The 26,341-nt window shown below is 41.3% G+C and carries 31 protein-coding genes; 1 reads left to right on the top strand and 30 read right to left on the bottom strand.

From position 1 onward, the window contains the following. Position 1: 1 nt before the first annotated feature. The 25 genes from trpA to N521_RS13050 form a co-directional block, all read right to left on the bottom strand. Positions 2-805 carry a tryptophan synthase subunit alpha gene (gene trpA, locus N521_RS13170; RefSeq protein ID WP_017359752.1) on the bottom strand — a complete coding sequence of 268 codons (804 nt, stop codon included), beginning with the start codon at positions 803-805 and terminating at the stop codon, positions 2-4. Then, positions 802-2,001, bottom strand: coding sequence for a tryptophan synthase subunit beta (trpB, locus tag N521_RS13165; protein WP_007500937.1), 1,200 nt, complete (start codon positions 1,999-2,001; stop codon positions 802-804). The genes trpA and trpB overlap by 4 nt, the downstream gene beginning before the upstream one ends. After that, positions 1,982-2,650 (bottom strand): phosphoribosylanthranilate isomerase, encoded by a 669-nt coding sequence (locus N521_RS13160; RefSeq protein ID WP_017359753.1) that lies wholly within the window; start codon positions 2,648-2,650, stop codon positions 1,982-1,984. The genes trpB and N521_RS13160 overlap by 20 nt, the downstream gene beginning before the upstream one ends. Then, positions 2,647-3,399 (bottom strand): indole-3-glycerol phosphate synthase TrpC, encoded by a 753-nt coding sequence (gene trpC / locus N521_RS13155; protein ID WP_035391660.1) that lies wholly within the window; start codon positions 3,397-3,399, stop codon positions 2,647-2,649. The genes N521_RS13160 and trpC overlap by 4 nt, the downstream gene beginning before the upstream one ends. After that, complete coding sequence (trpD, locus tag N521_RS13150) at positions 3,392-4,414, bottom strand: anthranilate phosphoribosyltransferase (protein ID WP_017359755.1); 1,023 nt, start codon at positions 4,412-4,414, stop codon at positions 3,392-3,394. Before trpD ends, trpC begins: the two co-directional genes overlap by 8 nt. Further along, a complete protein-coding gene (gene trpE / locus N521_RS13145) occupies positions 4,386-5,933 on the bottom strand; it encodes an anthranilate synthase component I (RefSeq protein WP_017359756.1) in 1,548 nt (515 codons plus the stop codon). Before trpE ends, trpD begins: the two co-directional genes overlap by 29 nt. 232 nt (positions 5,934-6,165) lie before the next feature. Continuing rightward, complete coding sequence (gene aroH, locus N521_RS13140) at positions 6,166-6,549, bottom strand: chorismate mutase (protein WP_008344549.1); 384 nt, start codon at positions 6,547-6,549, stop codon at positions 6,166-6,168. Further along, the gene (gene aroB / locus N521_RS13135) at positions 6,546-7,637 is read right to left on the bottom strand and encodes a 3-dehydroquinate synthase (RefSeq protein ID WP_017359757.1); all 1,092 of its coding nucleotides are present in this window, start codon (positions 7,635-7,637) and stop codon (positions 6,546-6,548) included. The genes aroH and aroB overlap by 4 nt, the downstream gene beginning before the upstream one ends. Beyond that, entirely contained in the window at positions 7,637-8,809 is a 1,173-nt protein-coding gene (gene aroC / locus N521_RS13130) for a chorismate synthase (protein WP_035391655.1), read from the bottom strand. Before aroC ends, aroB begins: the two co-directional genes overlap by 1 nt. Before the next feature lie 76 nt (positions 8,810-8,885). Beyond that, a complete protein-coding gene (locus N521_RS13125) occupies positions 8,886-9,662 on the bottom strand; it encodes a CheR family methyltransferase (RefSeq protein WP_035391652.1) in 777 nt (258 codons plus the stop codon). Positions 9,663-9,806: 144 nt separating this feature from the next. Further along, the gene (gene ndk, locus N521_RS13120) at positions 9,807-10,253 is read right to left on the bottom strand and encodes a nucleoside-diphosphate kinase (RefSeq protein ID WP_003216015.1); all 447 of its coding nucleotides are present in this window, start codon (positions 10,251-10,253) and stop codon (positions 9,807-9,809) included. Positions 10,254-10,382: 129 nt separating this feature from the next. Then, positions 10,383-11,345, bottom strand: a complete 963-nt coding sequence (gene hepT / locus N521_RS13115) for a heptaprenyl diphosphate synthase component II (protein WP_007500951.1) — start codon at positions 11,343-11,345, stop codon at positions 10,383-10,385. A gap of 24 nt (positions 11,346-11,369) precedes the next feature. Further along, complete coding sequence (locus N521_RS13110) at positions 11,370-12,074, bottom strand: demethylmenaquinone methyltransferase (protein ID WP_035391650.1); 705 nt, start codon at positions 12,072-12,074, stop codon at positions 11,370-11,372. Between the two features lie 3 nt (positions 12,075-12,077). Further along, positions 12,078-12,845, bottom strand: a complete 768-nt coding sequence (locus tag N521_RS13105) for a heptaprenyl diphosphate synthase component 1 (RefSeq protein WP_007500958.1) — start codon at positions 12,843-12,845, stop codon at positions 12,078-12,080. 115 nt (positions 12,846-12,960) lie between these two features. Continuing rightward, positions 12,961-13,191: a trp RNA-binding attenuation protein MtrB gene (gene mtrB, locus N521_RS13100; protein ID WP_008344541.1), complete on the bottom strand. Its 231-nt coding sequence runs from the start codon at positions 13,189-13,191 to the stop codon at positions 12,961-12,963. A 23-nt stretch (positions 13,192-13,214) separates the two neighbouring features. After that, a complete protein-coding gene (gene folE, locus N521_RS13095; protein ID WP_003215789.1) occupies positions 13,215-13,784 on the bottom strand; it encodes a GTP cyclohydrolase I FolE in 570 nt (189 codons plus the stop codon). Between the two features lie 190 nt (positions 13,785-13,974). Then, positions 13,975-14,253, bottom strand: a complete 279-nt coding sequence (gene hbs, locus N521_RS13090) for a non-specific DNA-binding protein Hbs (protein ID WP_003215863.1) — start codon at positions 14,251-14,253, stop codon at positions 13,975-13,977. Between the two features lie 374 nt (positions 14,254-14,627). Further along, the gene (gene spoIVA / locus N521_RS13085; protein WP_008344534.1) at positions 14,628-16,106 is read right to left on the bottom strand and encodes a stage IV sporulation protein A; all 1,479 of its coding nucleotides are present in this window, start codon (positions 16,104-16,106) and stop codon (positions 14,628-14,630) included. A 205-nt stretch (positions 16,107-16,311) separates the two neighbouring features. Further along, positions 16,312-17,037, bottom strand: a complete 726-nt coding sequence (locus N521_RS13080; protein WP_007500961.1) for a hypothetical protein — start codon at positions 17,035-17,037, stop codon at positions 16,312-16,314. An 18-nt stretch (positions 17,038-17,055) separates the two neighbouring features. Then, complete coding sequence (locus N521_RS13075; RefSeq protein WP_017367508.1) at positions 17,056-17,259, bottom strand: DUF2768 domain-containing protein; 204 nt, start codon at positions 17,257-17,259, stop codon at positions 17,056-17,058. Between the two features lie 266 nt (positions 17,260-17,525). Next, positions 17,526-18,563, bottom strand: a complete 1,038-nt coding sequence (locus N521_RS13070) for an NAD(P)H-dependent glycerol-3-phosphate dehydrogenase (RefSeq protein ID WP_008344529.1) — start codon at positions 18,561-18,563, stop codon at positions 17,526-17,528. Between the two features lie 14 nt (positions 18,564-18,577). Continuing rightward, the gene (gene der / locus N521_RS13065) at positions 18,578-19,888 is read right to left on the bottom strand and encodes a ribosome biogenesis GTPase Der (protein WP_008344528.1); all 1,311 of its coding nucleotides are present in this window, start codon (positions 19,886-19,888) and stop codon (positions 18,578-18,580) included. Positions 19,889-20,047: 159 nt separating this feature from the next. Then, entirely contained in the window at positions 20,048-20,242 is a 195-nt protein-coding gene (locus N521_RS13060) for a capping complex subunit for YIEGIA (RefSeq protein WP_008344527.1), read from the bottom strand. Positions 20,243-20,248: 6 nt separating this feature from the next. Further along, positions 20,249-21,133 carry a YIEGIA family protein gene (locus tag N521_RS13055; RefSeq protein WP_007500964.1) on the bottom strand — a complete coding sequence of 295 codons (885 nt, stop codon included), beginning with the start codon at positions 21,131-21,133 and terminating at the stop codon, positions 20,249-20,251. Continuing rightward, positions 21,130-21,723, bottom strand: a complete 594-nt coding sequence (locus N521_RS13050) for a YphA family membrane protein (protein WP_442852763.1) — start codon at positions 21,721-21,723, stop codon at positions 21,130-21,132. The genes N521_RS13055 and N521_RS13050 overlap by 4 nt, the downstream gene beginning before the upstream one ends. Before the next feature lie 127 nt (positions 21,724-21,850). Between N521_RS13050 and N521_RS19325 the strand changes: the two genes are divergently transcribed. After that, entirely contained in the window at positions 21,851-21,982 is a 132-nt protein-coding gene (locus N521_RS19325) for a YpzI family protein (protein ID WP_008344525.1), read from the top strand. A gap of 195 nt (positions 21,983-22,177) precedes the next feature. On the opposite strand, the gene fni is transcribed toward N521_RS19325, so the two are convergent. From fni to N521_RS13025, 5 genes are all read right to left on the bottom strand, one after another. Beyond that, positions 22,178-23,245, bottom strand: coding sequence for a type 2 isopentenyl-diphosphate Delta-isomerase (fni, locus tag N521_RS13045; protein ID WP_035391645.1), 1,068 nt, complete (start codon positions 23,243-23,245; stop codon positions 22,178-22,180). Positions 23,246-23,259: 14 nt separating this feature from the next. Next, positions 23,260-24,411 carry a 30S ribosomal protein S1 gene (rpsA, locus tag N521_RS13040; RefSeq protein WP_008344519.1) on the bottom strand — a complete coding sequence of 384 codons (1,152 nt, stop codon included), beginning with the start codon at positions 24,409-24,411 and terminating at the stop codon, positions 23,260-23,262. Positions 24,412-24,634: 223 nt separating this feature from the next. Further along, positions 24,635-25,312, bottom strand: a complete 678-nt coding sequence (cmk, locus tag N521_RS13035; RefSeq protein ID WP_007500974.1) for a (d)CMP kinase — start codon at positions 25,310-25,312, stop codon at positions 24,635-24,637. Between the two features lie 71 nt (positions 25,313-25,383). Continuing rightward, positions 25,384-25,566, bottom strand: a complete 183-nt coding sequence (locus N521_RS13030) for a DUF5359 family protein (protein ID WP_035391644.1) — start codon at positions 25,564-25,566, stop codon at positions 25,384-25,386. A gap of 63 nt (positions 25,567-25,629) precedes the next feature. Continuing rightward, on the bottom strand, positions 25,630-26,277 hold the full coding sequence (locus N521_RS13025; protein ID WP_035391642.1) for a flagellar brake protein: 648 nt from the start codon (positions 26,275-26,277) through the stop codon (positions 25,630-25,632). Positions 26,278-26,341: the final 64 nt, after the last annotated feature.

The raw sequence follows: 26,341 nt of genomic DNA, 5'->3' as shown, positions 1-26,341 counted from the left end.
CTCATTTGAATGAATAGAGGGGACTAAATGTTTTTGCATATGTTTCAAATTCTCTTAAAGCCTCTTGGCGTGTATCACTTGCTACTAATTGTTCTTGAAGCTCTTCAATTTTTTTGACAAGCGCACTGCCGACAACGACACCATCACTCATTTTATTCATTGAGTCTACTTGTTCTCTTGTTGAAATACCAAAACCTACAGCAACTGGTATTTGACTCAACTGTTTCACTTGTTGAATAAAATCTGTAATCGATGCGTCGAAAGATTGTCTGACACCTGTGACGCCGAGAGATGAAACACAATACACAAAACCTTCTGCCTGCTCTACAATTTTTTCTAATCGTTCCTTGCTTGTTGGTGCAACGAGTGATATATATGAAATGTCGTGTGCTTGACAGTTCTTCTGTAGCTCGCTGCTCTCTTCAAAAGGCAAGTCGGGTGTTAAGAGTCCCGAAATATGATTTTTGCGCAGTAAAGCGAAAAAGTATTCTGTGTCTAATTGTAACACAGGATTATAATACGTAAATAGAATTACAGGAATTTTTACGCCGTTTTTTTTCATCTTTCCTGCTAATTCTATCGCTTTTACGATATTCATACCATGATGAAGTGCTCTTTTAGAAGCTCTTTGAATGACGGGGCCGTCCGCTAACGGATCGGAATACGGAACACCTAGTTCAATCGCATGTGCCCCTGCTGCTTGAAGCGCGAGGGCTAAATCAATGGTGATCTCTTCTGATGGATCACCCGCTGTAATAAATGGAATAAATAATTTCTGACCTTGCTCTAATTGAAATGTGATCATTTTGTTTCACCCTCACTTTCAAGCACATTCATTAATGTATGCACGTCCTTATCTCCTCTGCCTGACAAACAGACAAGAACAATGTCGTCTTCACTCATGTTCTGGCTCATTTCAAACGCTTTTGCTAAAGCATGTGCAGATTCGATCGCTGGCAGGATTCCTTCTTTTTCTGTGAGCAGCTTTAACGCATCTAGTGCTTCTTGATCTGTCGCACTCACATATTGAACCCGGCCGCTCGCATGCAAATACGCATGCTCTGGCCCAATCCCCGGATAGTCTAATCCAGCTGAAATCGAATAAGGCTCAATAATTTGACCAAATTCGTCTTGGATCAAGTATGTCAAAGATCCATGTATGACACCTTTTGTCCCTTTCGTGATGGTTGCTGCATGAAGCGGAGTGTCGATTCCTTTCCCAGCAGCTTCTACACCAATGATATCGACCTCTTCATCTAAGAACGCCCGGTACATTCCTATCGCATTGCTTCCGCCGCCAACACAGGCAACGACTTTATGAGGAAGCTGCCCTTCCTTTTCAAGTATCTGTGCTTTTGCCTCATCTCCGATCATCCGCTGAAATTCACTGACGATTTGAGGATACGGATGAGGTCCAACGACTGAGCCAATCATATAAAAGTGGTCACTGCAATGCTGGACCCAATAGCGGATGGCTTCATTGGTTGCATCCTTTAATGTTCCGTTCCCGCTAGTAACAGGTATGACTTCAGCGCCGAGTAGTTTCATTCGGAACACATTGAGTGATTGTCTTTCCACATCTTCTTTTCCCATAAATACAGTGCAGGATAAACCGAATTTTGCCGCCACTGTTGCAGCAGCTACACCGTGCTGACCTGCTCCTGTTTCGGCGATAATATTTGATTTCCCCATTTTTTTCGCTAGCAGTGCCTGCCCAAGCGCATTGTTAATTTTATGAGCGCCTGTATGGTTTAAATCTTCTCTTTTTAAATAGATTTTAGCACCGCCGAGATATGCCGATAATTGATCAGCATATGTGAGTGCGGTTGGTCTGCCTGAATAGTTTTTCAAAAGCGATATATATTCCTTTTGAAAAGCAGGGTCTTCTTTTAATTCACGAAAAGCTTGTTCGATCTCTTCTAGTGGCTGCATGAGCGTTTCAGGAACGAATTTCCCTCCAAATTCTCCATATCTGCCAATCTCATTTGGATATGCGTACATGGTTCAACATCCTTTCTTCGAGCGCTTTCATCTTTGTACTGCTTTTCTTCCCGTTTTCTTCTATACCGCTTGAAAGGTCTATGACGTCTGGACCAAAAGCAAGCAGATCTATTATGGTGTCTGGCGTGATCCCGCCAGCAATGGCGCAAGTTTTTCCCAGTTGTTTTGCATGCTGAACATATGAAGGCACCGCCTCCCATGCAAAAGCTGTTCCAGAACCGCCTCTCATTCCTTTTACTTTCGCATCAATGAGAAAACCGTCGACACTTGGAGCGAATGCCGTCATATGTTCAAGTGTGTCGTTTACATCGGGCTCGTGATGGAACACTTTCCAAACGAGCGCCTTCGTATGCTGTTTAATGTCATTTGCAACTTCTGGCGTCTCATCGCCATGAAGCTGCACAATATCTAAGGGGAGGTTGTTTGTGATCTCGCACACTTTTGGTGTTTTTTCATTCACAAATACCCCCACTATCTCTTTTTTGCATTTTACTTGTGACAGCCAGTGTTTCACTTGATCTGGATCAACTCGTCTTTTACTCGGCGCAAAAATAAAACCGATGGCATCCGCTTGAGATTGCGAGATGCATGCGACATCCTCTTGTGAGACAGCACCGCAATATTTTAAGTAAGGCTTAATTTTCTTCATTCTCCGAACAATGCCTGAACGGCTTTCTCCTGTGATCGTTCCCTCATTAAAGATTCACCAACAAGAACGGCGTTTGCTCCGTGCTGTTTCACAAAGGTCAGATCATCAAATGTCTTTATGCCACTTTCACTTACTAGTAATACGTCTTTTGGAACAAGTGGCGCGATCTCTTTTGTTTGTTCAACAGTTGTTGTAAACGTATTGAGATTCCGGTTGTTCACACCGATAATCTCAGGAGTGAATAGGTGTAAAATCTTTTCTAGTGTATGTGCTGCATGTACTTCAACGAGGACATCCAGTCCTTTTTCTTTCGCTTCTGTATAGAGCTCATACAGCTTTTGCGGCTCAAGCACCTCTCCAATTAATAAAATGGCATCTGCCCCTATCCGTTTCGATTCTTCTACTTGTATAGAGTCAATAATGAAATCTTTTCTTAAAATAGGACGTGTGATGTGTTCTTTAATAAGAGACAAATATTCGTTTTTCCCTTGGAAAAACGGTTCATCCGTTAAGACAGATAAACAATCTGCATTTGATGTTTCGTATGCTTTTGCTGTCTGTAAAGGATCAAAATGAGGCTGAATGATGCCTTTGGAAGGAGACGCTTTTTTCACCTCAGCAATCAGTCCGATCGAGCGGTGAGGATTCATAAGGGCTTCTTTAAATGATTGTCTTTCATAATGTCCTTCCTCAGGTAATTGCAAGGTTTGCACATGTTCTTTTTTACGGGCGATAATTTCATTAAGCATAGATCTCTTCCTCTTTCGTTTTTTGTTTTAGACGGGCTAATTGTTCTTTAGCTGATCCGTTTTTGATCGTTTCTAATGCTTTCATTGTTCCTGCCATCAGACTCTCTGCTTTTCCTGCCACATATAATGCGGCCCCAGCATTAAGCGCTGTAATATGAAGCGGCGCTCCACCTGCTTGATAATTCAATATATTCTGAATCAATTTGGCGCTTTCTTCTGGTGATTGGACCTGAATGTCTGATAAATGCCCTTTTTCAAGTCCGAAGTCTTCTGGGTTTAACGTATATTCTGTCATGACACCTTTTTTGAGTTCAATGATGTATGAATTTGCTGTAATGGTTAATTCATCCAGCCCATCATCTCCGCAAACAAACAGGACATGTTCTGGCTCTAAAGGAGCAAGAGCTTTCGCCATGAGCTTTGCCTTTTCCTTTGCATACACACCGATGATTTGCTTTTTGGCCTGCATCGGGTGGCAAAGCGGTCCTAATAAGTTAAATACCGTCCGAAATCCGAGCTGCTTGCGTACAGCGGCTACTTGTTTCATAGAAGAATGATAGAGCGGTGCAAATAAAAAGCCCATGTTTTTCTGCTGTATTTGTCGTCTTGTTTCTTCAGGTGTGGATTGAATTTGAATACCAAGACATTCTAGCACGTCAGCACTCCCGCTTTTAGAGGAAACGGAACGATTTCCGTGCTTGGCGATTTTCGCCCCAGCAGCCGAAGCAACGATGGCGGCGGCTGTTGATATATTAAATGTTGATAAACCATCGCCTCCTGTCCCGCACGTATCAACGACATCAAGTGACCTTTCTACTGGTGCTGCATGCTGCCTCATGGCTTTCACGAAGCCTGTCATTTCTTCGGCTGTTTCTCCTCGATGCGCTAAAATAGATAGACTAGCAGCGACTTCAGCATCTGTTAACGAGCCGCTCATCATATCATGCATCAGGCCATTCGCTTCTTTTTCTGATAGTTTTCCTCCATTAACAAGAGCTGATAGTCGTTGATTCATTTGGCACACTCTCCTTTTCTGAGAAAATATGTTCAGCAAGCTGAATGGCTTTTAGAAGTGCTCCTGCCTTATTACATGTCTCTTCCCATTCGTTTTCTGGAACGGAATCAGCGACAATGCCGGCACCTGCTTGTATAGAAGCAGTCTGATGTTTGACGCTCATTGTGCGTATGGTAATACAGGAATCGATATTGCCGTCGAAACCAATATAGGCAATACAGCCGCCATACGTCTCTCTTGGCTCAGGCTCCATTTCGTTTAATAATTGCATCGCCCTAATTTTTGGGGCGCCTGTCAATGTGCCTGCTGGAAAAGCGGACATAAGCGCGTCTACTGGATGTGTATCCTGCTTCAGCTTCCCTGTCACAATAGAAATAATGTGCATGACGTGCGAAAAGTTCACGACTTTTGTAAAAGTTGGGACAGACACACTGCCGTATTCTGCTACACGCCCCACATCATTTCGAGCCAGATCCACTAGCATGTAATGTTCTGCTTTTTCTTTTTCATCATCGAGCAACTCTCTTGCTAGTGCATCATCTTCTTCTTTTGTCATTCCTCGTTTTCTTGTACCAGCAATTGGATGGATTTCTAAGTGACCGTTTTTCGCATGGATTAATCGTTCTGGCGAGCTTCCGACTAAGTCTCGATCTTTTAATTTCATAAAATACATATACGGTGATGGATTGACGATCCGAAGCACACGATATAATTCAAATGAGCTCACTGTCACTGGAATGTCAAAACGTTGAGAAAGTACACCCTGGAAGATATCACCCGCTCGAATATACTCCTTGATTTTTTCGACATCCTTTAAAAATTTTGCTTTTTCATAGGTAGACGTCACCTGTTCAAACGAAGGGGGTTCATTCATATTCCCTGAGATAATCAGTTCTTTCATATCAATTTTTGTATGAAGCTGCTGTACCATCAGTTCAAGCTGCTTTTGATTTTCTCGATAAACCAGAATTTTTTCTTCGTCTGTTTCATGACCGTTCAGCTGCGTGTACTGAATAAAATGAACTTGGTTTGTTTCATGATCAAATGCGATCATTGTTTGGCAAACAAATAATGTGCAATTATCTGTTGTTGATGCATTCGGATGCGGCTTGACAGACGGCTCAATGTTGGGAATGAGGTCGTAACTTAAGTACCCTACGGCTCCGCCAGTAAATGGGATATCAATTTCAGGTGTCTTGATTTGATATTGCTCTTTCATCCAGTCAAGCAACTCTTTCAGCTCCGCTTTTTGCATCACTGACTTTCCTGCAGCGTCACGAGCAATATAATGGTCTTGCTCGTCATGTAATGTTAAAAAAGGATGTAATCCGATAAAGGAATATCTCGACCAGCTAGAAGATTCGTCTTTGCTTTCTAGCAAATACACAATATCCTGTTTCAGTTTCTCAACAATTTGAATGGGTGAGAGCGTATCAACTGTAATGGTTTCAACAATCGGGATGGTTTTGTAAAACTGGCTGTCTCTTAAAAATTGGGTAAGGTTTGATTGGGATTTCATAAGCACACTCCTTAAATGGAATTAAGGAGAATGAGGGGACATCTTGAGGATTTGTTTGAGTATACGAAATAAGCCTAAAAGAGGCTTCGCTCTTTTAGGCAGTATGATTAAATAGAAGTATCGTATCTCTGCTCAACTCTACTCATCTCAACTACCCTAGTCTCATTCTCATCTTCTCTAAGCTTGCAATGCCGTTCACACCTGTGTGTAAACTTCGGCTGTTCATATCGTATTATAATTCCTTGTTTTTTGTCAACTGTAAATCAGGCCGAAGCGTGACAGCCTCTTCCAAGTATACGTGCTGTATGTCTTCCTGCTTGACATCTGTCTGAACGGTCATTAAAACGCGAATACACTTCTTTAGACCTCCATCAATGTCAAGCTCTTGCATACAAGTGACAGGCACATAGGTCCATCCTTCAAACTGCCTGAGTGCTTTTGCTGGAAAAACAGAGTGAATATCTTGTGTAGCTGAAATCAAGATCTGCACGACACGCTCTGGATCTACTTGGTTTTTTGAAATGATCGCTTCTAGCAGCTGCTTCGTTTTGGTTAACACTTCTGTTTCTGTATCTTCTGTCACAGTTGTAGCCCCGCGTATCCCGCGAAACATCATAGACAGCCCTCCTCCCGTTTCCATTCTTCGAGCCAGTGATACAGCTCATCTTTTGTGAAAGATTGCAGGGTGACGTCTCCAACTTGTTTTAGCAAAACAAACTGAACACTCCCGCCTCTTGCCTTCTTATCACCAATCATGCGATCGACAAATGTTTTGGTTGAAATCGTTTGTGTGACTTGTACTGGGAACCCTAGTTCTTTCATCCACACTTTAAGTTTCTCACGATCTAGGCTGAGTCCTTGCTCTTTTTCACTGACATATAAAGCAAACTGCATGCCAATTGCAATGGCATCTCCATGCGTGATCGCACCGTATCCATACTCCGCTTCAATGGCATGCCCTAGTGTATGACCTAAATTCAAGTATGCCCGCACACCTTGTTCTTTTTCATCTTCTTGAACAATGGATGCTTTCACTTGAATCCCTTGATAAAGCATATGTGCCAGTTCATCCTTTGATAATTCTGTCAACGAACGAATGGACATCAGTTCTGATAAAAAGACTTCACTTGAAATCAGTGCATGTTTTATCACCTCAGCAAAGCCTGATCTCAGCTCTATTGGTGAGAGTGTCTCTAGCATACTTGTATCATAAATGACAGCAGCCGGTTGATGAAACGCACCAATTAAATTTTTGCCGAGCGGATGATTGATTCCGGTTTTTCCGCCGACTGCACTATCATGTGCAAGCAGCGTGGTCGGTACTTGAATAAAATCAATGCCTCTCATATAAGTGGCAGCAGCAAAGCCAGCCAAGTCTCCAATCACCCCGCCTCCTAATGCAATGATGCATGAGGAGCGGTCGAGTTGAAATTGGATGGCTTTCGTATGAATCTGCTCAAACTGCGCAAAAGATTTTGATTGTTCTCCGTTTGGCACCACTATTTTTTGTACAGACCATTTCTGTTTCAGTAATTGAACCATTTCATCTCCATAAAGGGCATCGACGGCTGAATCTGTCACGATAAAGAGCTTCGTGTAGGATCGCCCAGTGGAAGTAATCAAGTCTACGATATTTTGTCTAATCCCATCACCGATATATACAGGATAAGTAGCTGAAGACGTCTTCACTTCCAGTGTTTTCATTAAAACTCCCTCTGAAGCTGGCGCATTTTGTCCACATTTTCTTTAATGCGGTCAATTTGATCAAGACCAAACTGCTCAACCACTGCATTGGCGATTTCCCATGCAACGACTGCTTCTGCCACAACACTTGCGGCTGGTACAGCACAGCTGTCAGAACGCTCAATACTTGCAGAGAAAGGTTCTTTTGTCTCAATATCCACGCTTTGCAATGGTTTGTATAAGGTTGGGATTGGTTTCATAACCCCTCTTACGACAATCGGCATGCCAGTTGACATTCCGCCTTCAAGACCACCTAAGCGGTTTGTTTTTCTCGTATAGCCTTTTTCTTCATCCCAGATGATTTCATCATGAACTTCACTGCCACTTTTAGAAGCTGCCTCAAAGCCAATACCAAATTCAACACCTTTAAAAGCGTTGATACTCAGTACTGCACCTGCAAGCTTGCTATCCAGTTTGCGGTCATAGTGCACATAGCTGCCGACTCCAACTGGCATCCCTTCAACGATGACTTCGACAATACCACCAATTGAATCGCCGTTTTGCTTCGCTTCGTCAATGGCATCCATCATTTTTTGACCAGCTTCACTGTCATAGCAGCGAACAGGTGATTCTTCTGTTACTTTTTGCAAATCTTCAATAGATTCATAAGTGGTATGGGAAGCTTTTACTCCACCAATTTCAAGGACGTGACCAGCCACTTTGATTCCAAGGTGAGCCAAAATTTGTTTCGCTACTGCACCTGCTGCTACACGAACCGTTGTCTCGCGTGCTGATGAGCGCTCTAATACGTTTCTCATATCACGGTGACCATATTTAATCGCACCATTTAAATCCGCATGCCCTGGTCTTGGACGAGAGATTTGACGCTTCATTTCACTCTCTTCTTCTTCAGTAATTGGCTCTGCACCCATGACCTTTGTCCAGTGCTTCCAATCATTATTTTCAACAACAAGTGCAATAGGAGAACCTAATGTTTTCCCGTGGCGGACTCCACTTAACACTTTCGCTTGGTCTTTTTCAATCTGCATTCTTCTTCCGCGGCCATGACCTTTTTGTCTTCTAGCCAGTTCATAATTGATGTCATCCTGCTCTATGTAAAGTCCCGCTGGAACTCCTTCAATAATTGTGGTCAGTTGTGGACCATGTGATTCACCTGCTGTTAAGTACCTCATGACTTATTCTCCCTTCATCGCATTAACGCTTTTAAGTAAAACTATAATAACACACTTCCTACTAAAAAGTCAGCTACTACCCCTTCTTTTGATAAAAGAAAGTATCAGCAGAGGTTAGTCCAAACTTTTCTGGGTGAAAAATTTGTTCTGTAGAACCAACAAATAATACGCCGTTTTGCTTTAAACTGCTGCTCATTTTTAAGTAAATTTCTTCTTTCGCCTCTTCTGTAAAGTAGATGAGGACATTTCGGCACACGATGAGATCCAGCTGTTTTTCATATGGATCCGCTAAAAGGTTGTGTTTCTTAAATTGAATGTGCTTTCGAATCTCATCCTTCACCGTGTAAAATGAAGAATCTTCTTTGGTGAAATATTTTTGCTTGATTTGATCTGGCACCTCTTGCAAAGATCGTTCATGATATCTTCCTTTTTGCGCGGATTGCAGGACTTTATCATCAATATCCGTTGCAATAATTTGGAAGTCTTTCACAAGCTGATGGCTTGATAGCAGCATTGAGAGTGTATACGGCTCTTCTCCAGTTGAGCAAGCTGCACTCCATATTTTTAGGGTGCCGCTGTTTTTTGAAAGCAGCGGCAGGATTTTTTGATCAAGTACTTCCCAGCGCTGATAGTTTCGGTAAAATTCTGACACATTGATCGTCATTCGATCCATCGTTTCATCTAATAGTGCTTTGTCCTTTTCAAGAGCAGACGCAAATGCCTCAAAATCTTTATATCCTTTTTTATCATAAAGAGATGTTAATCTTCGTTTCATTTGTGCTTCTTTATATAAATTCAGATCTACCCCAGTTAGTTTTTTCCATTTTCCAACAAATACTTGATACTGATCCATCAATGTCCTCTCCTGTCTCATCTATCTTTGTCCTAGTATAGCTGTTTTTATCATAAATTTGTATCATCTCATGCGAAAATTCGTATAGAAATCTCAATATAAAAAAGCCAAAGTGATCGTTTGATGAACACTTTGGCTTGAACATTAATAAATCCAGCTTGAGATCGTTTGATCCCAGTTTGTCAGTTCTTCTTGTTTGAAGAACAGGTTGATTTCTCTTTCGGCACTTTCTGGTGAGTCTGAGCCATGGATAATGTTTTTGCCAACAGTTAATCCATAGTCGCCTCTTATTGTTCCCGGAAGCGCTTCCTTCGGATTTGTCTTTCCAATTATCTGCCTTGTTACGTCTACGACTTGTTCACCTTGCCATACCATCGCAAATACAGGTCCTGACGTAATAAAGTCAACCAATTCACCGAAAAATGGTTTTTCTTTATGCTCTCCGTAATGTGTTTCTGCTACTTCTTTTGGAATGCTCATGAGCTTTGCTCCAACAAGCTGAAGCCCCTTTTTTTCGAATCTTGACACAATTTCACCGATTAATTGTCTTTCCACACCATCAGGTTTGACCATAAGAAATGTTTTGTCCATATACGTTTTCCACCCCGTCGTTATGTATGTATAGGCTTACATTGTTACAAAGTGATCGTATCATTTTTTTTTATAATAATCAATTTTTGACAAAAAATTTCACAAAAAAACCAATCAACGAAACGTTGATCAGAATTTTCGTTTACCAATATATTTTGCAATCGACGCTAATGAAGATTTAGCCCGCCCACGCGGAAGTTGATCGAGCTGTTCAAATGCTTTTTTCAAATACATTTCACTCACTCGAATGGAACGGTCGATCGCATCTGTTTGTTTGAGATGTTCAATCACAGGTTTCAGCTGCTTTTCCGTCGTTTCACTATTGATCAGCTTCAACTGACCTTCTAACGTCGGGTTCTGAAGCGCATATAAAACAGGAAGAGTGACATTTCCTTGTAAAAGGTCCCCACCAACAGGCTTGCCTAATTCTTCTTCAGTTGATGTAAAATCAAGGACATCATCAATAATTTGGTACGACATACCAACATAGTACCCAAACCAGTAAAGGGCTTTATGTGTTTTTTCATCTGTTCCAGCTGCAATCGCACCTAATTGGCAGCTGCCTGCAATAAGCAAGGCTGTTTTTCGCTTAATTCTTCTTAAATATGTACGAAGGTTTTGGTCCATGTTGTATTTATCTTTGACTTGTTCTATTTCCCCAAGACAGAGCTCGACGACCATTTTTGACAAAATTTCATGTGCCATTGGGTGATTGATTTTCGTCATGTACTCGAGTGACCTTGCAAATAAGTAATCCCCCGTGTACATCGCAATTCTGTTGTCCCATTTTGCTTTAATCGTCGGTTTTCCTCTTCTCAGTTCTGCATCATCAATGACATCGTCATGGACAAGTGATGCCATATGAATTAATTCAAGCGCTACGGCTACATATTTAATTTTATTAATATCATAGTCACCAAACATGCCTGAAAGGAGAACAAAAACGGGGCGGATTCGTTTTCCGCCCGCTTGCAGCAAATGAAGACCGGCTTCACTTAATAATGCATAATCAGAGCGAACGGTTTGTTCAAGCTCTTTTTCAATTATATCGATATCATGATTTAGAAAAGAAATCATTGCTTTTAGTTTCATTATTTTCACCCAAATATCGTTTATTCAAAGCTTCTTTCCGATATGTGTTGCTGCTACACCGCCTGTAAATGGATGATACGAGACATCAGATAGACCGGCCTCTTCAAAAAGAGACGCCAGTTCTTTCATGCCAGGGAACGTTTTGGCTGATTCTTGAAGCCATGAATACTCCTGATAGCTTTTGGCAAACAGTTTGCCAAAGAGCGGCATGATGTATTTGAAATAGACATAATACCCTTGTTTAAACCCAATCATCTCAGGCTGTGATGTTTCAAGGCAGACAACCATTCCACCGGGTTTTACCACTCGTGTCATTTCCTTTAGCACTGTTAAATAATCAGGGACATTTCGAAGGCCAAAACCGATTGTGACATAATCAAATGAGTTGTCCTCAAAAGGAAGCTCCATTGCATTGCCGTGGAGCAGCTCAATTTGATTGTAGCCGCCTGTTTCCACCTTCGTTTCGCCAACACTCAGCATATTTTTACTGAAGTCAAGACCTTTGACCTCGCCTGTTTCTCCAACAGCGTCTGCAAGCGCAATCGTCCAATCGGCAGTTCCGCAGCATACATCTAGTGCTTTGGCTCCTTTTTGAACATTCATGAGCTTCATTGTTTTATCGCGCCATTTTTTATGCTGTTTAAAGCTAATGACAGAGTTCATTTGGTCATAGTTTTTATAAATTTTTTCAAATACACCGTGTACTCGCTGTTCTTTTGATTGCTGCATGACTTACCCTTCTTCCACTTTCTGATGGTACGCAGGTTCATTTTTCATATGATCCAAGCGATTTAATAGCTCTTTTTGAACGATCGGAGATGAAACTAGATGCTCCTTGATTGATCGTTTGGCCTTTTCATAGCCTTCATTCTCAAAGTTGTCAAAACATGTATAGGCGTCCGTATAGCTATCGTTCAAAAAAAGTTTTAAATGTTTGTCGTCTTCTGCTTGTTTCATAAAACGTTTATAAACAAGGAAGCGACTTGCAATTTCATTCCAATGCGTCAATTGAAAGTGCTCAGAAATTCTTTGGAATAGCGCAGATTCCACTGTAGCAACACTTTTATAAAAGTGGGCTGCATCTTGAATGGATCGATCATATAGTCTAATTTTATGTTCATTAATCTCTTTGATCGCCGTGGCGAGAGTGCGGATCATGTAAATATCTTTCATGTCAGAGAGAAGAGAGTAATAGAGACCGCTGAAATAGTCTCCTGCTAGGATGGTCAACTGACGATTTTTGAATTCGTCTTGTTTGATGGCTGCAGCAGTTGTGACTTCGTCATGGGTATCAAGGGCAATTTGCACAAGCATCGCCGTTAAAATATAATTTTCTTTTTTCTCAGCATCGATTTGAGCTTCATCAAACATTGCATGAAAAAGAAGGAGCTTATCTTCATCGATGAGCGGCGCACGCAAATGCTTCGCCAAATAAGGATGAGAAAGCTTTTTGTTTAATTTTATATTCAGATTAGATAAAATTCCGTAGATGTCTTGCAAAGATATCACCCTTGTCCCAAAAATTACAGTTTCATATGTAGCTCTCTACATTGTATAGAGATTTATTATACCATATCAGGCCTGACTTTCATGCTATCAAGTGCATAGTCGTGCGTTATTTCTTTGCTTCGCTTTGAATTTCACCGAAGCTTGTTTGAATGACAGCATCGCCCCGCACTTTGATGGCTGATGTGTGCTCAGTAAATTGTGCGATAATGACTTCACCTTTATCGAGCTTTTCGGAATGGTGAAATCTTGTATCGGAACCTCTAGTTAAGCCGATCACATTGACACCATTATCAATGGCTTTAATCACCACAAAATCAGATGCTTTATTTTCACTCAATCTGTTCACCTTCCATCTATGGATTAGTCGTTTTTAATAAAGGAAAGCACTTCTGCTCTTGCTGCCGCATCATTTGCAAATGTACCGCGTACGGCTGAAGTGACTGTTTTAGCGCCGGGCTTCTTCACTCCGCGCATCGTCATACACATATGCTCTGCTTCAACGACAATCATCACACCATGTGGATTTAAAGTTTCCACCATGCTATCTGCAATCGTTGATGTAATGCGCTCCTGAAGCTGCGGGCGCTTTGCCACGGCTTCTACTGCTCTTGCCAGCTTGCTGAGTCCCGTTACTTTTCCGCCGCGCGGAATATAAGCGACATGGGCTTTGCCATAGAATGGCACAAGATGGTGTTCACACATTGAATGAAAAGCAATATCTTTGACAAGAACGAGTTCTTCATGATCTTCACCAAAAATGGTTTTAAAATGTTCTTTTGGATCTTCATTTAATCCCGAGAACACTTCTTCATACATTTTTGCTACTCGTTTTGGGGTATCAAGAAGTCCTTCACGATCTGGATCTTCTCCGATTGCTTTTAATATATCGCGTACTGCGTGTTCGATTAATTCTTTATTTATTTCACTCATGTATTATATCCTCCAAAGGCGATTACATTTCATTCAGATTCTAGCACACTTCAGATCCTAAAAGCAAAGGAGAGCGTTCTAAACAAACCATTTGATTCAAAAGGAAAAGCCCCTTATCAAAGGGGCTTTTCTAGACCAGTGTGAAACTGTATATGTATAACTCCTTCAATAGGATCATTACACATAACGATTATTTACCTGCCACCGCGTCTTTAAGTGCTTTACCTGGTTTGAAAGCAGGTACTTTGCTTGCAGGGATTTCGATCTCTGCACCAGTTTGTGGGTTACGTCCTTTACGAGCTGAACGCTCACGTACTTCAAAGTTACCAAAACCAATAAGTTGGATTTTGTCACCATTTTTAAGTGCATCTAAAATTGTATCAAAAACAGAATCAACTGCTTTTGTCGCGTCTTTTTTAGATAACTCGCTTGCTTCAGCAACCGCGTTAATAAGTTCTGTCTTGTTCATGCCTTTCACCTCCTCCCAAAAATATGCATTCAATAGATTGTTATCATTTCTTCACAATTCATCTTCTTTCTATACACTTTTTTTGAAAAAAAGAGCGTCTAGAAAGCGTCATACATGGCTTTTCATTAGAAAACTTCTCTTTGAAGGAATGTTTGTCCAACAAAGTGAAGATTTTCTGTAAGTAGATTAACACATATGAAATACCATATCAAGCATTTTAAAGGGAAGAATCCTTATTCGTCAAGGATTAAGGGCACTTTTGCGAACGAATATTCCTAATTTCAGCCTGAATCTGACTAATCTTTATACAATTGTCTTTTTATGACTTCACCCGCACGCAAAAAAAGACCCCCATCAATGAGAGGTCTCACATCCTATAGAATAATCGCGATCAGACCGCCTGATCCTTCGTTAATAATTCGTTCAAGCGTTTCCTTTAGTTTATACCTTGCATTTTCCGGCATCAGCGAGAGTTTTGCTTGAATGCCTTCTCTGACAAGCGAGCTGAGTGAGCGTCCAAATATATCGGAATTCCAGATAGAAAGCGGATCATCTTCAAAGTCTTGCATTAAGTATCGGACGAGCTCTTCACTTTGTTTTTCTGTTCCGATAATCGGCGCAAACTCACTTTCTACATCTACCTTAATCATATGAATAGATGGCGCGACTGCTTTTAATCTGACGCCGAATCTTGATCCTTGCCTAATGATTTCCGGCTCATCTAAACTCATATCCGACAAAGCTGGTGCCGCAATTCCGTATCCAGTCTGCTTCACCATTTTTAAAGCGTCAGACACTTGATCATACTCCGTTTTCGCATGTGCAAAATCTTGCATGAGCTCAAGAAGGTGATCTTTGCCCCTAATTTCCACACCAACCACTTCTTTTAGGATATGATCATATAGATCATCCGGCGCATACAGATCAATTTCTGCGATCCCCTGACCCATTTCAATGCCTGCTAAGCCCGCTCTTTCGATAAAATCGAATTCACTGAACTGACCTACCACTCGGTCAACATCTCTTAATCTCTTAATATCCTTGACGGTTTCTTTCACTGAATCCTGATAACTCTCTCTTAGCCAATGATCTTCTTTTAGTACCATGACCCAGCTTGGCAGGTTCACATTCACCTCAAGCACTGGGAATTCATATAATGCTTCACGAAGTACACTGAGGACGTCCTGTTCTCTCATACTTTCGACACTCATCGCGAGTACAGGAATATCATATTTTTGACTAAGTTCCTGCCGCAGTGCTTCTGTTTCAGGGTGATAAGGTCTCACAGAGTTGATTACCATAATAAACGGCTTTCCAACTTCTTTGAGTTCGTCAATGACACGTTCTTCTGATTCAATATAGTCATGTCTTGGGATTTCTCCAATTGATCCATCTGTTGTAATCACAACACCAATGGTTGAATGCTCTTGAATGACCTTGCGTGTACCAATTTCCGCTGCTTCATGAAACGGGATTGGTTCTTCATACCACGGCGTATTAATCATTCTCGGACCATTTTCATCTTCATAACCGCGTGCACCAGGCACGGTGTAGCCAACACAATCGACAAGCCTAATGTTGACATCCAGGCCGTCGCTCACGTGAATGGATGCCGCTTGATTTGGCACAAATTTTGGTTCTGTGGTCATAATGGTTTTTCCTGCTGCGCTTTGCGGCAATTCATCCTGTGCTCTTGCACGGTCTGCCTCATTATTGATATTCGGGAGCACCACGAGCTCCATAAACTTTTTAATAAACGTAGATTTCCCTGTACGAACAGCTCCAACGACTCCTAAATATATATCGCCTCCTGTTCGTTCAGCGATATCCTTGAAAATATCGACTTTTTCCAAGTGATCCCCTCCCGGACTTGCTATCCTCGTTTTCAAATAAAATACTCTATACTTCAATCAAACGGTGCTTGAAAGGTGTCAGGACAATATATGTGTATGACGTTGTCCTATTTGAATATGACACCTTTTTTGTTTTGAGAGTATGTTTAGCCATAAAAAAACCTTTCTCCTCATTTATATGCAGAGGAGAAAGGTTCATTCTTGTTTATGACGTCTTTTTTTCTAAAAAAGCCGGCTCACCTTTTTTGTTGATCGTATATGGAACAGAAAACGCTGGTACAAACGGGGTTTCCTGCCAATAGACATCTTGAATATTTTCACCTGGTTTCAGCTTTTGTTTCGTATTTTTCAAAATCTGGGCAAAATCACTGCGATAGTCAACATAGATTTCGCCATTTGAGGAAATCAGTAATGGAAGTGATTCACCCGTGACAGGGCTCGTCACTGTAGGCGGTGCTTTTAACCCTAGTTTTTTTTCATTTAACGTATATAAATCTTTGGATACTACTTTGCCATATGGCGGATATGTATGTTCATCTTGATATATTTTAATCCTTAGACGTAATTCACTGATCGTTTGTGTCATTTTGACATCAAGCAGTTTCACCGTTGGATTTTGTTCGACGTCTGTGAGGACATAGATATATTCGCCCCCGCCTTCAAAAGATGTCGACGGTACATCGTGTAAATATCTTGGTGACAGACGCTTAAAGTCAATGACATACTTCTGATAAATAGGTGTGTCGCCTTCTTTTGTTTCAATCGGTAAAAGGCCATTTGTCGCTTTTTGAAAATCTTCAATTGCGGTCTGCACACTTTGCAGCTGCTCTTTATATGGCACGCGGTTTTCAGCTTTGCGATTCTCTGGATAGAGGCACCCCGTAAGTAAAATAAGTGTTAACAGCATGACACTGATTTTTGCTTTGATCATCACATTCTTCCTTTTTCTTTATTCATTGACCGGCCCGCTAAATACAACTAAAAACACAATGACACCTGATATGAGCATTAAGCTGTACGCGACAGTTGAGGCTGTTATTTTCAGAAACCGGCTCTTCAGCTTAAATCTACTCAGATAAATGGTTACAACGGCTAAAAACATGAGCCCCATTGAACCAAGCGCAAACCACATCTTGATTAAAGCAAAACTCATCGTGCCTGTCCCCCTTTAATACAAACGAATTGTAAGCGTTTATATTTCATTCTAAACCAAAATTAAGTCAAATATCAATCATTTTTCCAATCATTCAGAAAAAAGTGCATAAAAAAACTGAAGCAAAGAGGGGGACTCTGCTTCAGTCATTAGGTCGACTATTTTTCCTCATTCTGTAGAGGCAAAGCTCTATTCAAACTTCATTGTTATGTTATGCAAGTCTGCCCCTTCTTGCATCCTCTACACGCCTAAGTTCAGTCTTCCAATTACTTTGTTTGGTTTTCGAACATGTTCACAAGGTCTTCCATCTCATGTGTTTTCACACGTGCCATTAAGGATTCTACAGCATCGTCTACCTTTTTCCCTTCAAATAGGACGCCGTAAAGAGCCTCTGTAATCGGCATGCTGACCTTGTATTCTTTGGAGAGCTGATAAGCGCCTTTTGTTGTGCGGACGCCTTCGACAACCATCCCCATTTTTTCAAGCACTTCTTCGAGCTTATATCCTTTACCGAGTAAATTCCCGCAGCGCCAGTTACGTGAATGAACACTTGTACATGTGACAATCAAATCTCCAACACCTGTTAACCCGGCAAACGTAAGAGGGTTTCCTCCCATTTTTGTGCCGAGGCGGGCGATTTCAGCAAGACCCCTTGTGATGAGCGCTGCTTTCGCATTATCGCCATATCCGAGTCCGTCTGTGATCCCTGCCGCAAGAGCGATGATGTTTTTCAGCGCCCCGCCAATTTCCACCCCAATCACATCAGGGTTTGTGTACACTCTGAAGTTGTTGTTCATAAACAAATCTTGAACAAATTGAGCCGCTTCAATATGTTCTGATGAAACTGTAACAGTTGTCGGATGACGCAAGCCAACTTCTTCAGCGTGACTTGGTCCTGACAGGACAACAACTGCTTCTCTTTTTGCTTCTGGGACTTCTTGTTCAATCATTTGAGAAATTCTAAGAAGCGTATCTGGTTCAATTCCTTTACTGACATGAACAAATGGCACCTTTGACGTAATGAACTCATTTGCCTGTTTCAATACTTCTCGAATGGCCTTTGTTGGCACAGCGACAATAATCGCATCTGTCCCTTCTAGTGCCTGTTTCATATCTGTTGTCGCTTGAATAGATGCTGGCAATGCAACATTAGGCAAGTAATCATGATTTTCATGTTTCTCATTGATTTGATCAATTAATTCTTGTCTATGTCCCCACATGTGTACATCATGATGATTATCAGCTAATACAAGCGCAAGAGCTGTTCCCCAGCTCCCTGCTCCAAGTACTGAAATTTTCTTCATCCTGCTCACCCTTTTTATTTTCTCGCTCTCGCAAATATTTTAATTGGTGTTCCTTCAAAACCAAATGCATCTCGAATTCGGTTTTCTAGGAAACGCTCATAAGAAAAGTGCATAAGTTCTGGATCATTTACAAACACAACAAAGGACGGCGGTTTGATCGCCACTTGTGTTGCATAGTAAATTTTCAGACGCTGTCCGTTATGGGTCGGCGTTGGGTTCATCGCTACAGCATCCATTATAATATCGTTTAGAATGTTCGTTTGAACGCGCATCGCATGATTTTCACTAGCGGTAATAATTGTTGGCATTAACGTGTGAATTCTCTTTTTCGTAAGAGCAGACATGAATAAGACAGGTGCATAATCAAGGAATTGAAAATGCTCACGAATGTTTTGCTCAAATTCCTTCATTGTACGCTCGTCTTTTTCAACAGCATCCCACTTGTTCACAATGATCACAACGGCTTTACCCGCTTCGTGTGCGTAGCCGGCAATACGTTTATCCTGTTCAATAATGCCTTCTTCACCATCAAGAACAACAGCGACAACATCCGATCGATCAATGGCTTTCAACGCACGGAGTACACTGTATTTCTCTGTTGTTTCATAAACTTTCCCTTTTTTTCTCATACCTGCTGTGTCGACAATGACAAAGTCACGTTGGTTGTACGTAAACATTGTATCTACAGCATCTCTTGTCGTACCAGCGATGTTGCTGACAATGACACGTTCTTCACCGAGCATCGCATTCACCAAAGAGGATTTCCCTACATTTGGGCGGCCGATTAAGCAGAACTGTACCACTTCTTCATCATACTGTGTATCTGGTAAGTTTTTGAAATGCTCTGCGACAGCATCAAGCAGATCACCTAGACCGAGTCCGTGCGTTCCAGAAATCGGATACGGTTCACCAAATCCAAGTGCATAAAAGTCATACACGTCGCTTCTCATTTCAGGGTTGTCCAATTTATTGACAGCAAGTACGACAGGTTTTTTCGTGCGATATAAAATTTTTGCGACTTCTTCATCCGCAGATGTGACGCCATCTCTTCCATTGACCATAAAGATAATAACATCCGCTTCATCCATTGCGATTTCAGCCTGATGGCGAATTTGCGCCAAAAACGGCTCATCTCCAATATCAATTCCACCAGTATCTATTAAATTAAAGTCATAATTTAACCATTCAGCAGAGCTATAGATTCGATCTCTTGTTACACCAGGTGTGTCTTCTACAATCGATATTCTTTCGCCTGCGATTCGATTAAAAATTGTAGATTTTCCAACGTTGGGCCTTCCAACAATGGCTACGACAGGTTTACCCATAGTACCCTTCCTTTCAATCCAGCCGCGATTCAATATGTTCATCATCATGTTTCAACCGGGATTTATAATTTTCATTCAGTTTTATGAAATAAACCCTTCAAACATGAAGGGTTCAACTTATATATTATATCAATTTTTAATCAGACCACAATGAATAACTTAAAAATGTTTGACAATCAAATAAAGATCTTCTCCAATGCCGTGTGCAATTCCATCTAAAATGGCCTCTAAATTCATGGCATACATGTCGAGCTCTTCTTTATTTTCACAGAAAAAAACGGCTGTTCCGCCAATGACCCGCTCTTTATTTGTTGTCGCCACAGCCAATATAAATTGTTCAATGGTGTTCGCCATGCCCTATTACCTCACTTTCTTTTTAATGAAATCTGTCGGCATTCTAATGGCATTTTCTAAAATAGGCACCTCTTCTAATACACGGACAGCCAAATCTTCACGCTGCCATTGCGGTAAAATGAATACGCCAAGTGTGCCATTATTCAGATCACGTTTTGCGAGCGGACAAAGCGATGGTTCACCAGAATCTCGGTATACACCAAGCACGTTGGATAAATCAAATAAGATGGCTTGCCGCTGCCCAAGGTTTGCGATGGTTGTGGCCGAGTTAAAATTCTTTGGAGTCAAGATGAACCCCATTCCGTGCTCTAAAATCAATTTTTGCTTTTCAGGCAGCCCGATATTCATAATGTAAATATCATTTACGTAAAGTCCTGCGCCGTCAAAGCGAAGTTCCCCTTTTTGAATATTCACGATATCCTTTAATTGGCTCCCTGACATTAATAGTTTTGCCATGAAAAAACAAAGAATACCGACCACTGTCCCAACGACGAGTGAGAAGAAAATACAGGCGGTCGTTGTAATAAGGGCAGTAAGAATGGCAATATAATTTCGACTTTCAAAGGCAATCGCAATGCCTTCGATATATGTACTGCCTCGTGAGACAAGCTCATACGAATCCATTTGGGTCAATGTATTTCTTTCCATATTACGCACATCACGAAATTGCGTGGCTGCAAGCGTCAGAAAGGTAATAGCAGTGAATTCTTCCTGGATCAGTGCAGGCATAATAATAGCACCAAGCCCTGATGCGATAAAACCAAGCGCAATGTGAATCACTTGTCCATGAATATATGTGGGATATTGCCGATAATCAGTTCTTAGCATATAAAGCCTAGCCGCCATCCCAAAGATGACACCAATAATCACAGGAAACGTGTAATCCGTCATGTTGATTTTGCAGCCCCTTTTACTGGTTTTCTAGATGAACGGGTGTTCAAGAGTTTTTCAAGCTGACCTACACCTAATAGAAAAACAGCTCCTTGAACAGCCATGGAAAGAAACGAGAGATCTCCTATGACAATGGAAGATGTGAGGCGATGAATCGTAAGCGCATAAAGGGCTTCCCCCAGACATATAGCCATCATCCATAAAGTGATCCGTTCCGTTAACTGATGCCCATATGTTAAACACATCAAGATCAGCAAGGCAAATACAACCCAGTCCACCTTTATTATCGTGAACCAAACTGGATCATATAATGCAAAAATCATAAAAAAGGCATACGCACTGACCATGGAACCTAATTGCATGAATCGCATGATTCGATGAGCAGGCCGAAAGATTACGAATGACATGCAAGCATATAAAAAGGTCATCAAAAATCCTGCATTGATCCTAATGTCTAAAATAGAAACCATGACATGACTGCATATAATATGAATGAGAACACATACGCCTAGCACATTGCGCCACGTGCTTTTCTCCATGATAAATGTCACCATAATCCAAACGAACCATATTGACCAATAATAGTACAATGCCTCCAACCCTCATCACCTCAATTACATTATGGGAAAATCTCCAGTTTTTAAACGTATGAGAAGGTGCGGGATTTGCATGAAATAAACAAGAGGTGACACCCTAATAGTTGAGGAGGGATGTATAATGGGTAAGGATAGACAGGAAAAACGCCTAAAGGCGTCAAGAAGAGTTGAATCTGACCGCGATCAATCCATTCATCACAAAGGGGCAACAACTTTAGAAGGCCCGGAAGACGCTCGCAAAAGAAATCAATAAAAAAAGACATGTGATCACCACATGTCTCAGCGTGCAAACAAACCCTCGCATTCAATGTCAGTCCTGCGCATTCAATGTCAGTCCTGCGCATTGGTGCTCATGAATGTCAAATTCGCTCCGCAAAAAGCAGCTGTCTTTCGTAGACAAAAAAGTTTTCTTTCACACTGAAAAGAAAACAAAGGGCTAAAATTTCATTTAGTCCTTTGTCTTCTTATTTCTTAAACTATAGTACGTAGTATCCACGCCTCTTTCTTTCAGCCAATGACTTGTTTCCCCTGTAAGCACAATTGGAGCTTGCCGTAGCTCCTCAATTGTTTTCATGCCAAGTACTGTCATCAACATCTTCACATCATCTTGTAGATCAATGATATCAGAAATGAGGCCCTTTTCTCCTCCACTCGTCAGGGATTTTAAGAAAAAGCCGGCTAATCCAGCGGCAGACGCACCAAGAGCAATTGATTTTGTCACATCAAGTGCATCTTGAATGCCTCCAGAAGCTAGGACGGTTTGATCTGGAAAGGCTGTATGTACTTCAGCCAGACTCGCTGCAGTTGGAATTCCCCACTGGTCAAAATAGCGAAGTGCTTTTTGACGGCGCAGGTTCTCGATTTTAGAAAAATTCGTTCCCCCAAATCCACCTACATCAACAGCAGCAACTCCAGCATCAAATAATTTCTTTGCTGTTTCCTTACTCATCCCAAATCCAACTTCTTTGACGACAACAGGTACCTCAATTGATTCAGTGATGGCTGCGATCCGCTCAACAGCACCTCTGAAATCACGATCTCCTTCAGGCATGACGATCTCTTGAATCACGTTTAAGTGAATTTGGAGCATGTTTGCCTCCAGCATGTCAACGGCATCCCGTGCTTGCTGAATTGTCGCCTCACTGCCCAAATTGGCAAAAACGAGTCCATCTGGATTCACCATTCGAACCACTTCATACGTACGACGTTCGTCTGCATCTTTCAATGCAGCCATTTGTGATCCGACTGCTACTGGAATATTGGTTTCCTTCGCTGCGATAGATAAAGAGCGATTAATCTCATAGGTCGATTCTCCGCCTCCACCAGTCATTGCATTGATAAAAATTGGCGAACCGAAAGTCAGTCCGCCAATTGTCGTATGTGTATCAATTTGTGATGTCGCAAGATCTGGTAAACTGGCGTGAACGAAGGAAACATCTTGTAAACCTGTTGCAGCATGCTGGCCAGTCGACAAAGCATGCTCAATATGCTGTTTCTTTCTTTCTGCTCGCGTCAATTTTGATCACCAAATTATTTTAGTTTATTGAGTTTATCACCAATCAGGTCACCAAGCTGGAATCCGCTTGTATTTTCTTCTTTCGCCTGATATTGACGGTAATCCTCTTCGATTTGTTTTTCAGGATTCTCTTCTAATTCACGAATGCTAAGTGAAATGCGCTCTTCATCTTCATTGACATCAAGCACTTTCACTTTCACAGTCTGCCCTTCTTCAAGGACTTCTTGAGGAGTACCGATATGTTTGTGTGAAATTTGGGAAATATGCACAAGTCCTTCTACACCTGGCAGAATTTCAACAAATGCTCCAAAGCTCACAAGACGTTGAACGGTTCCTTCAAGAACATCACCTTGTTTTACCTTTTCACCAATTTGGCTCCAAGGTCCTGGTAATGTTTCTTTAATAGATAGTGAGATACGTTCGTTATCACGGTCAACAGCAAGAACTTTGACTTTTACTTCCTGTCCTTCTTCAACAACGTCAGATGGCTTTTCGACATGCGCATGGGATAGTTGAGAAATGTGAACTAATCCATCAATGCCGCCAATGTCAACAAATGCACCAAAGTCAGTCAGGCGCTGCACTTTTCCATCAATCACACTGCCTACTGCAAGCTTTTGCAGGAAGTCTTGCTTCTTGTCTAATTGTTCTTGCTCAACGACTGCACGATGCGATAGAATCACGCGGTTTTTTTCGCGGTCAAGCTCTACCACAACAAGCGAGAGTGTTTTTCCTTTGTAGTCAGTGAAGTCTTCTACATAGTGTGCCTCAACAAGAGACGCAGGAATAAATCCGCGAACACCAATGTCGACCACTAGACCACCTTTGACAACGTCTTTTACTTCTGCTTCAAATACTTCTTTTGTTTCAAACTTTTTCTCTAGGTCTTCCCAAGCGCGGTCTGCATCAACAGCACGTTTCGATAAAATCAAAGCATCGTCTTCGACCTTTGTTACTTTAAGCTCTAACTCGTCGCCATCTTTCACGACATCTGATGCTTTTTCAACGTGAAGACTTGATAATTCACTGATTGGGATGATCCCAGGTTGTTTCACATTGACGATATCTACATTGACATGCTTGTCCTCAACTTTAGAAACAATCCCTTTCACTACATCTCCAACCTCTGGTACCTGAACATCGATTTGATTCATTTCCTCTGTCATTTCGATAACCTCCTTGGTCCAAACCTACACAGCTTAGTTAAAACGACTGGGTGAATATGTGTCCTTAGCATGATGATTGCCAGCCGAATATGTATTATAGAAACATTCAAATCAACAGAATTGCTTGAATGATCAATAAAAATAGTATTAGTATAAACTTCTAATAAAAGACCTTGTTTGTCAAGAGATAAACCTCTAACTTATAAAAGTTTTCTAAAATTTCTTACTGTTTTTCTACACGCTCTGCTGCATCTAAAATTTTACCTGCAACCTCTTGAATAGAAAGGGAAGTCGTGTCAATTTCAATGGCATCATCTGCTTTCTTCAGCGGTGATACCTCCCGCTCAGAATCAAGCTTGTCACGTCTTGCAATCTCTTCGATCAGCTGATCGTAATTGACATCATAGCCTTTTTTCTGATTTTCTTCAAAACGACGTTTTGCTCTTTCCTCTACTGACGCAAGCAAGAAAATTTTCACTTCTGCATCTGGAAGAACATGCGTGCCAATGTCTCTTCCATCCATGACGACACCGCCTCGGTTCCCCAGCTCTTGCTGCCTGCGGACCATTTCTTCCCGGACAGCTCGATGCTTTGCAACAACAGAGACTTGATTGCTTACGCGGTCTGTTCTGATGTCTTCTGTGACATCGATCGTGTCTAAATGTACTTTTTGACCTTCGTCAGTTGACACAAGTTCAATGACTGTCTTTTTCAATAACGCATCAAGTGCCTGTTCGTCTTCAAGATCTACGCCTTGATTGAGTGCCGCAAGTGTAATTGCGCGGTACATCGCACCTGTATCGATATAAATATATGATTTTTTCGCTGCGACAATTTTTGCCACAGTGCTTTTTCCTGCTGCAGCAGGACCGTCAATTGCGATAGATAATTTCTTTTTCATAATACCTCTCCTTGATTGAATCTCCCTTATGAATTGTAACACGATCACCGCTCAAACGGGGGAATTTTCTATCAATCCTTTTGCTTAAATGTCTCAATCCAATCTTCAATGCTCATGTTATTCACACCCTCATATTGCACGACTTTTGACAAAAATAGTTCTCCTTTCGTCAAGTGAAGGGTGACCTGAACCACCAAAAGCAGAATGAGCTGAATGAGCACTGCTTTGAATAGCCATCTTTCCATTGTTTTCATACAAAAAGCCTCCAACGCTAGATTCTTTCTCTCTAGTATGGAAGCTTTTGACAACCTTTATTCTTATACTTTTTTCACACGTGTTAGAAGCTGCTGCTGGAAGCAGTACTTCATGATGTGTTGCTGGTGGTCGTTTGTGATTTCAGTAAATTCCATGATCGCTCTTGTTTTCCCCGTCTGTTCATCTTGATAAACACGATTCATTTCTGCAATCGCTTTAATTTTCACTGGTTCTTTAAGTGAAAGTTCAAACTCTGTGACGACCTCGCCATATTCTTTTAGTGAGATACCTTCTGGAACAGCAATTGCTACACCGCCAGCACTCATATTGACAATAAATGTGTCGAAGGTTTCTTCACCATTTTGCGTAATGGACGCTTTCACCATCGTATCCACTCGAAGATATTCTCTTCGCTGAAGCCGGATCATTTCTTCTTTTGGCGGAATCGAAACGACAATCATCGGAATATCTTCTTTTCTTTTCCCAATGACTTTGCTTGTACATTTGTATGGAATTTGATTTTCATCGAAAAAGAAGACGGTGATTTCTGTTTCTTGATTTAAATAGATCGTGCGCCCCGTTTCTTTATCAGCTGGATAATTAATGCAAATATCATCGTTATTATTTTCCAAAACTTTCGATTTTGCAGTTTTCACTTCTTTGTTCTCATTGACATACTCAATTGTGATTGCATCCCCTATTTGTAACATTCCTCATCACTCTTTTCATCTGTGAAATCGTATCCTCTCTTATATTAAACCATGTATAAAACAA

Source organism: Bacillus sp. UNC125MFCrub1.1 (assembly GCF_000701305.1).
GTDB lineage: Bacteria > Bacillota > Bacilli > Bacillales > Bacillaceae > Bacillus > Bacillus altitudinis.
Note: the sequence above shows the minus strand (reverse complement) of the source record. Positions and strands in the feature narration are given on the sequence as shown.

Coding starts and splice junctions, on each gene's coding strand:
- trpA (WP_017359752.1), bottom strand. CDS start 805: ATGATCACATTTCAATTAGAGCAAGGTCAGAAATTATTTATTCCATTT.
- trpB (WP_007500937.1), bottom strand. CDS start 2,001: ATGTACGCATATCCAAATGAGATTGGCAGATATGGAGAATTTGGAGGG.
- N521_RS13160 (WP_017359753.1), bottom strand. CDS start 2,650: ATGAAGAAAATTAAGCCTTACTTAAAATATTGCGGTGCTGTCTCACAA.
- trpC (WP_035391660.1), bottom strand. CDS start 3,399: ATGCTTAATGAAATTATCGCCCGTAAAAAAGAACATGTGCAAACCTTG.
- trpD (WP_017359755.1), bottom strand. CDS start 4,414: ATGAATCAACGACTATCAGCTCTTGTTAATGGAGGAAAACTATCAGAA.
- trpE (WP_017359756.1), bottom strand. CDS start 5,933: ATGAAATCCCAATCAAACCTTACCCAATTTTTAAGAGACAGCCAGTTT.
- aroH (WP_008344549.1), bottom strand. CDS start 6,549: ATGATGTTTCGCGGGATACGCGGGGCTACAACTGTGACAGAAGATACA.
- aroB (WP_017359757.1), bottom strand. CDS start 7,637: ATGAAAACACTGGAAGTGAAGACGTCTTCAGCTACTTATCCTGTATAT.
- aroC (WP_035391655.1), bottom strand. CDS start 8,809: ATGAGGTACTTAACAGCAGGTGAATCACATGGTCCACAACTGACCACA.
- N521_RS13125 (WP_035391652.1), bottom strand. CDS start 9,662: ATGGATCAGTATCAAGTATTTGTTGGAAAATGGAAAAAACTAACTGGG.
- ndk (WP_003216015.1), bottom strand. CDS start 10,253: ATGGACAAAACATTTCTTATGGTCAAACCTGATGGTGTGGAAAGACAA.
- hepT (WP_007500951.1), bottom strand. CDS start 11,345: ATGAAACTAAAAGCAATGATTTCTTTTCTAAATCATGATATCGATATA.
- N521_RS13110 (WP_035391650.1), bottom strand. CDS start 12,074: ATGCAGCAATCAAAAGAACAGCGAGTACACGGTGTATTTGAAAAAATT.
- folE (WP_003215789.1), bottom strand. CDS start 13,784: ATGAGTGAAATAAATAAAGAATTAATCGAACACGCAGTACGCGATATA.
- hbs (WP_003215863.1), bottom strand. CDS start 14,253: ATGAACAAGACAGAACTTATTAACGCGGTTGCTGAAGCAAGCGAGTTA.
- N521_RS13080 (WP_007500961.1), bottom strand. CDS start 17,037: ATGATCAAAGCAAAAATCAGTGTCATGCTGTTAACACTTATTTTACTT.
- N521_RS13075 (WP_017367508.1), bottom strand. CDS start 17,259: ATGAGTTTTGCTTTAATCAAGATGTGGTTTGCGCTTGGTTCAATGGGG.
- N521_RS13070 (WP_008344529.1), bottom strand. CDS start 18,563: ATGAAGAAAATTTCAGTACTTGGAGCAGGGAGCTGGGGAACAGCTCTT.
- der (WP_008344528.1), bottom strand. CDS start 19,888: ATGGGTAAACCTGTCGTAGCCATTGTTGGAAGGCCCAACGTTGGAAAA.
- N521_RS13060 (WP_008344527.1), bottom strand. CDS start 20,242: ATGGCGAACACCATTGAACAATTTATATTGGCTGTGGCGACAACAAAT.
- N521_RS13055 (WP_007500964.1), bottom strand. CDS start 21,133: ATGACGGATTACACGTTTCCTGTGATTATTGGTGTCATCTTTGGGATG.
- N521_RS19325 (WP_008344525.1), top strand. CDS start 21,851: ATGGGTAAGGATAGACAGGAAAAACGCCTAAAGGCGTCAAGAAGAGTT.
- rpsA (WP_008344519.1), bottom strand. CDS start 24,411: ATGACAGAGGAAATGAATCAAATCGATGTTCAGGTACCAGAGGTTGGA.
- cmk (WP_007500974.1), bottom strand. CDS start 25,312: ATGAAAAAGAAATTATCTATCGCAATTGACGGTCCTGCTGCAGCAGGA.
- N521_RS13030 (WP_035391644.1), bottom strand. CDS start 25,566: ATGAAAACAATGGAAAGATGGCTATTCAAAGCAGTGCTCATTCAGCTC.
- N521_RS13025 (WP_035391642.1), bottom strand. CDS start 26,277: ATGTTACAAATAGGGGATGCAATCACAATTGAGTATGTCAATGAGAAC.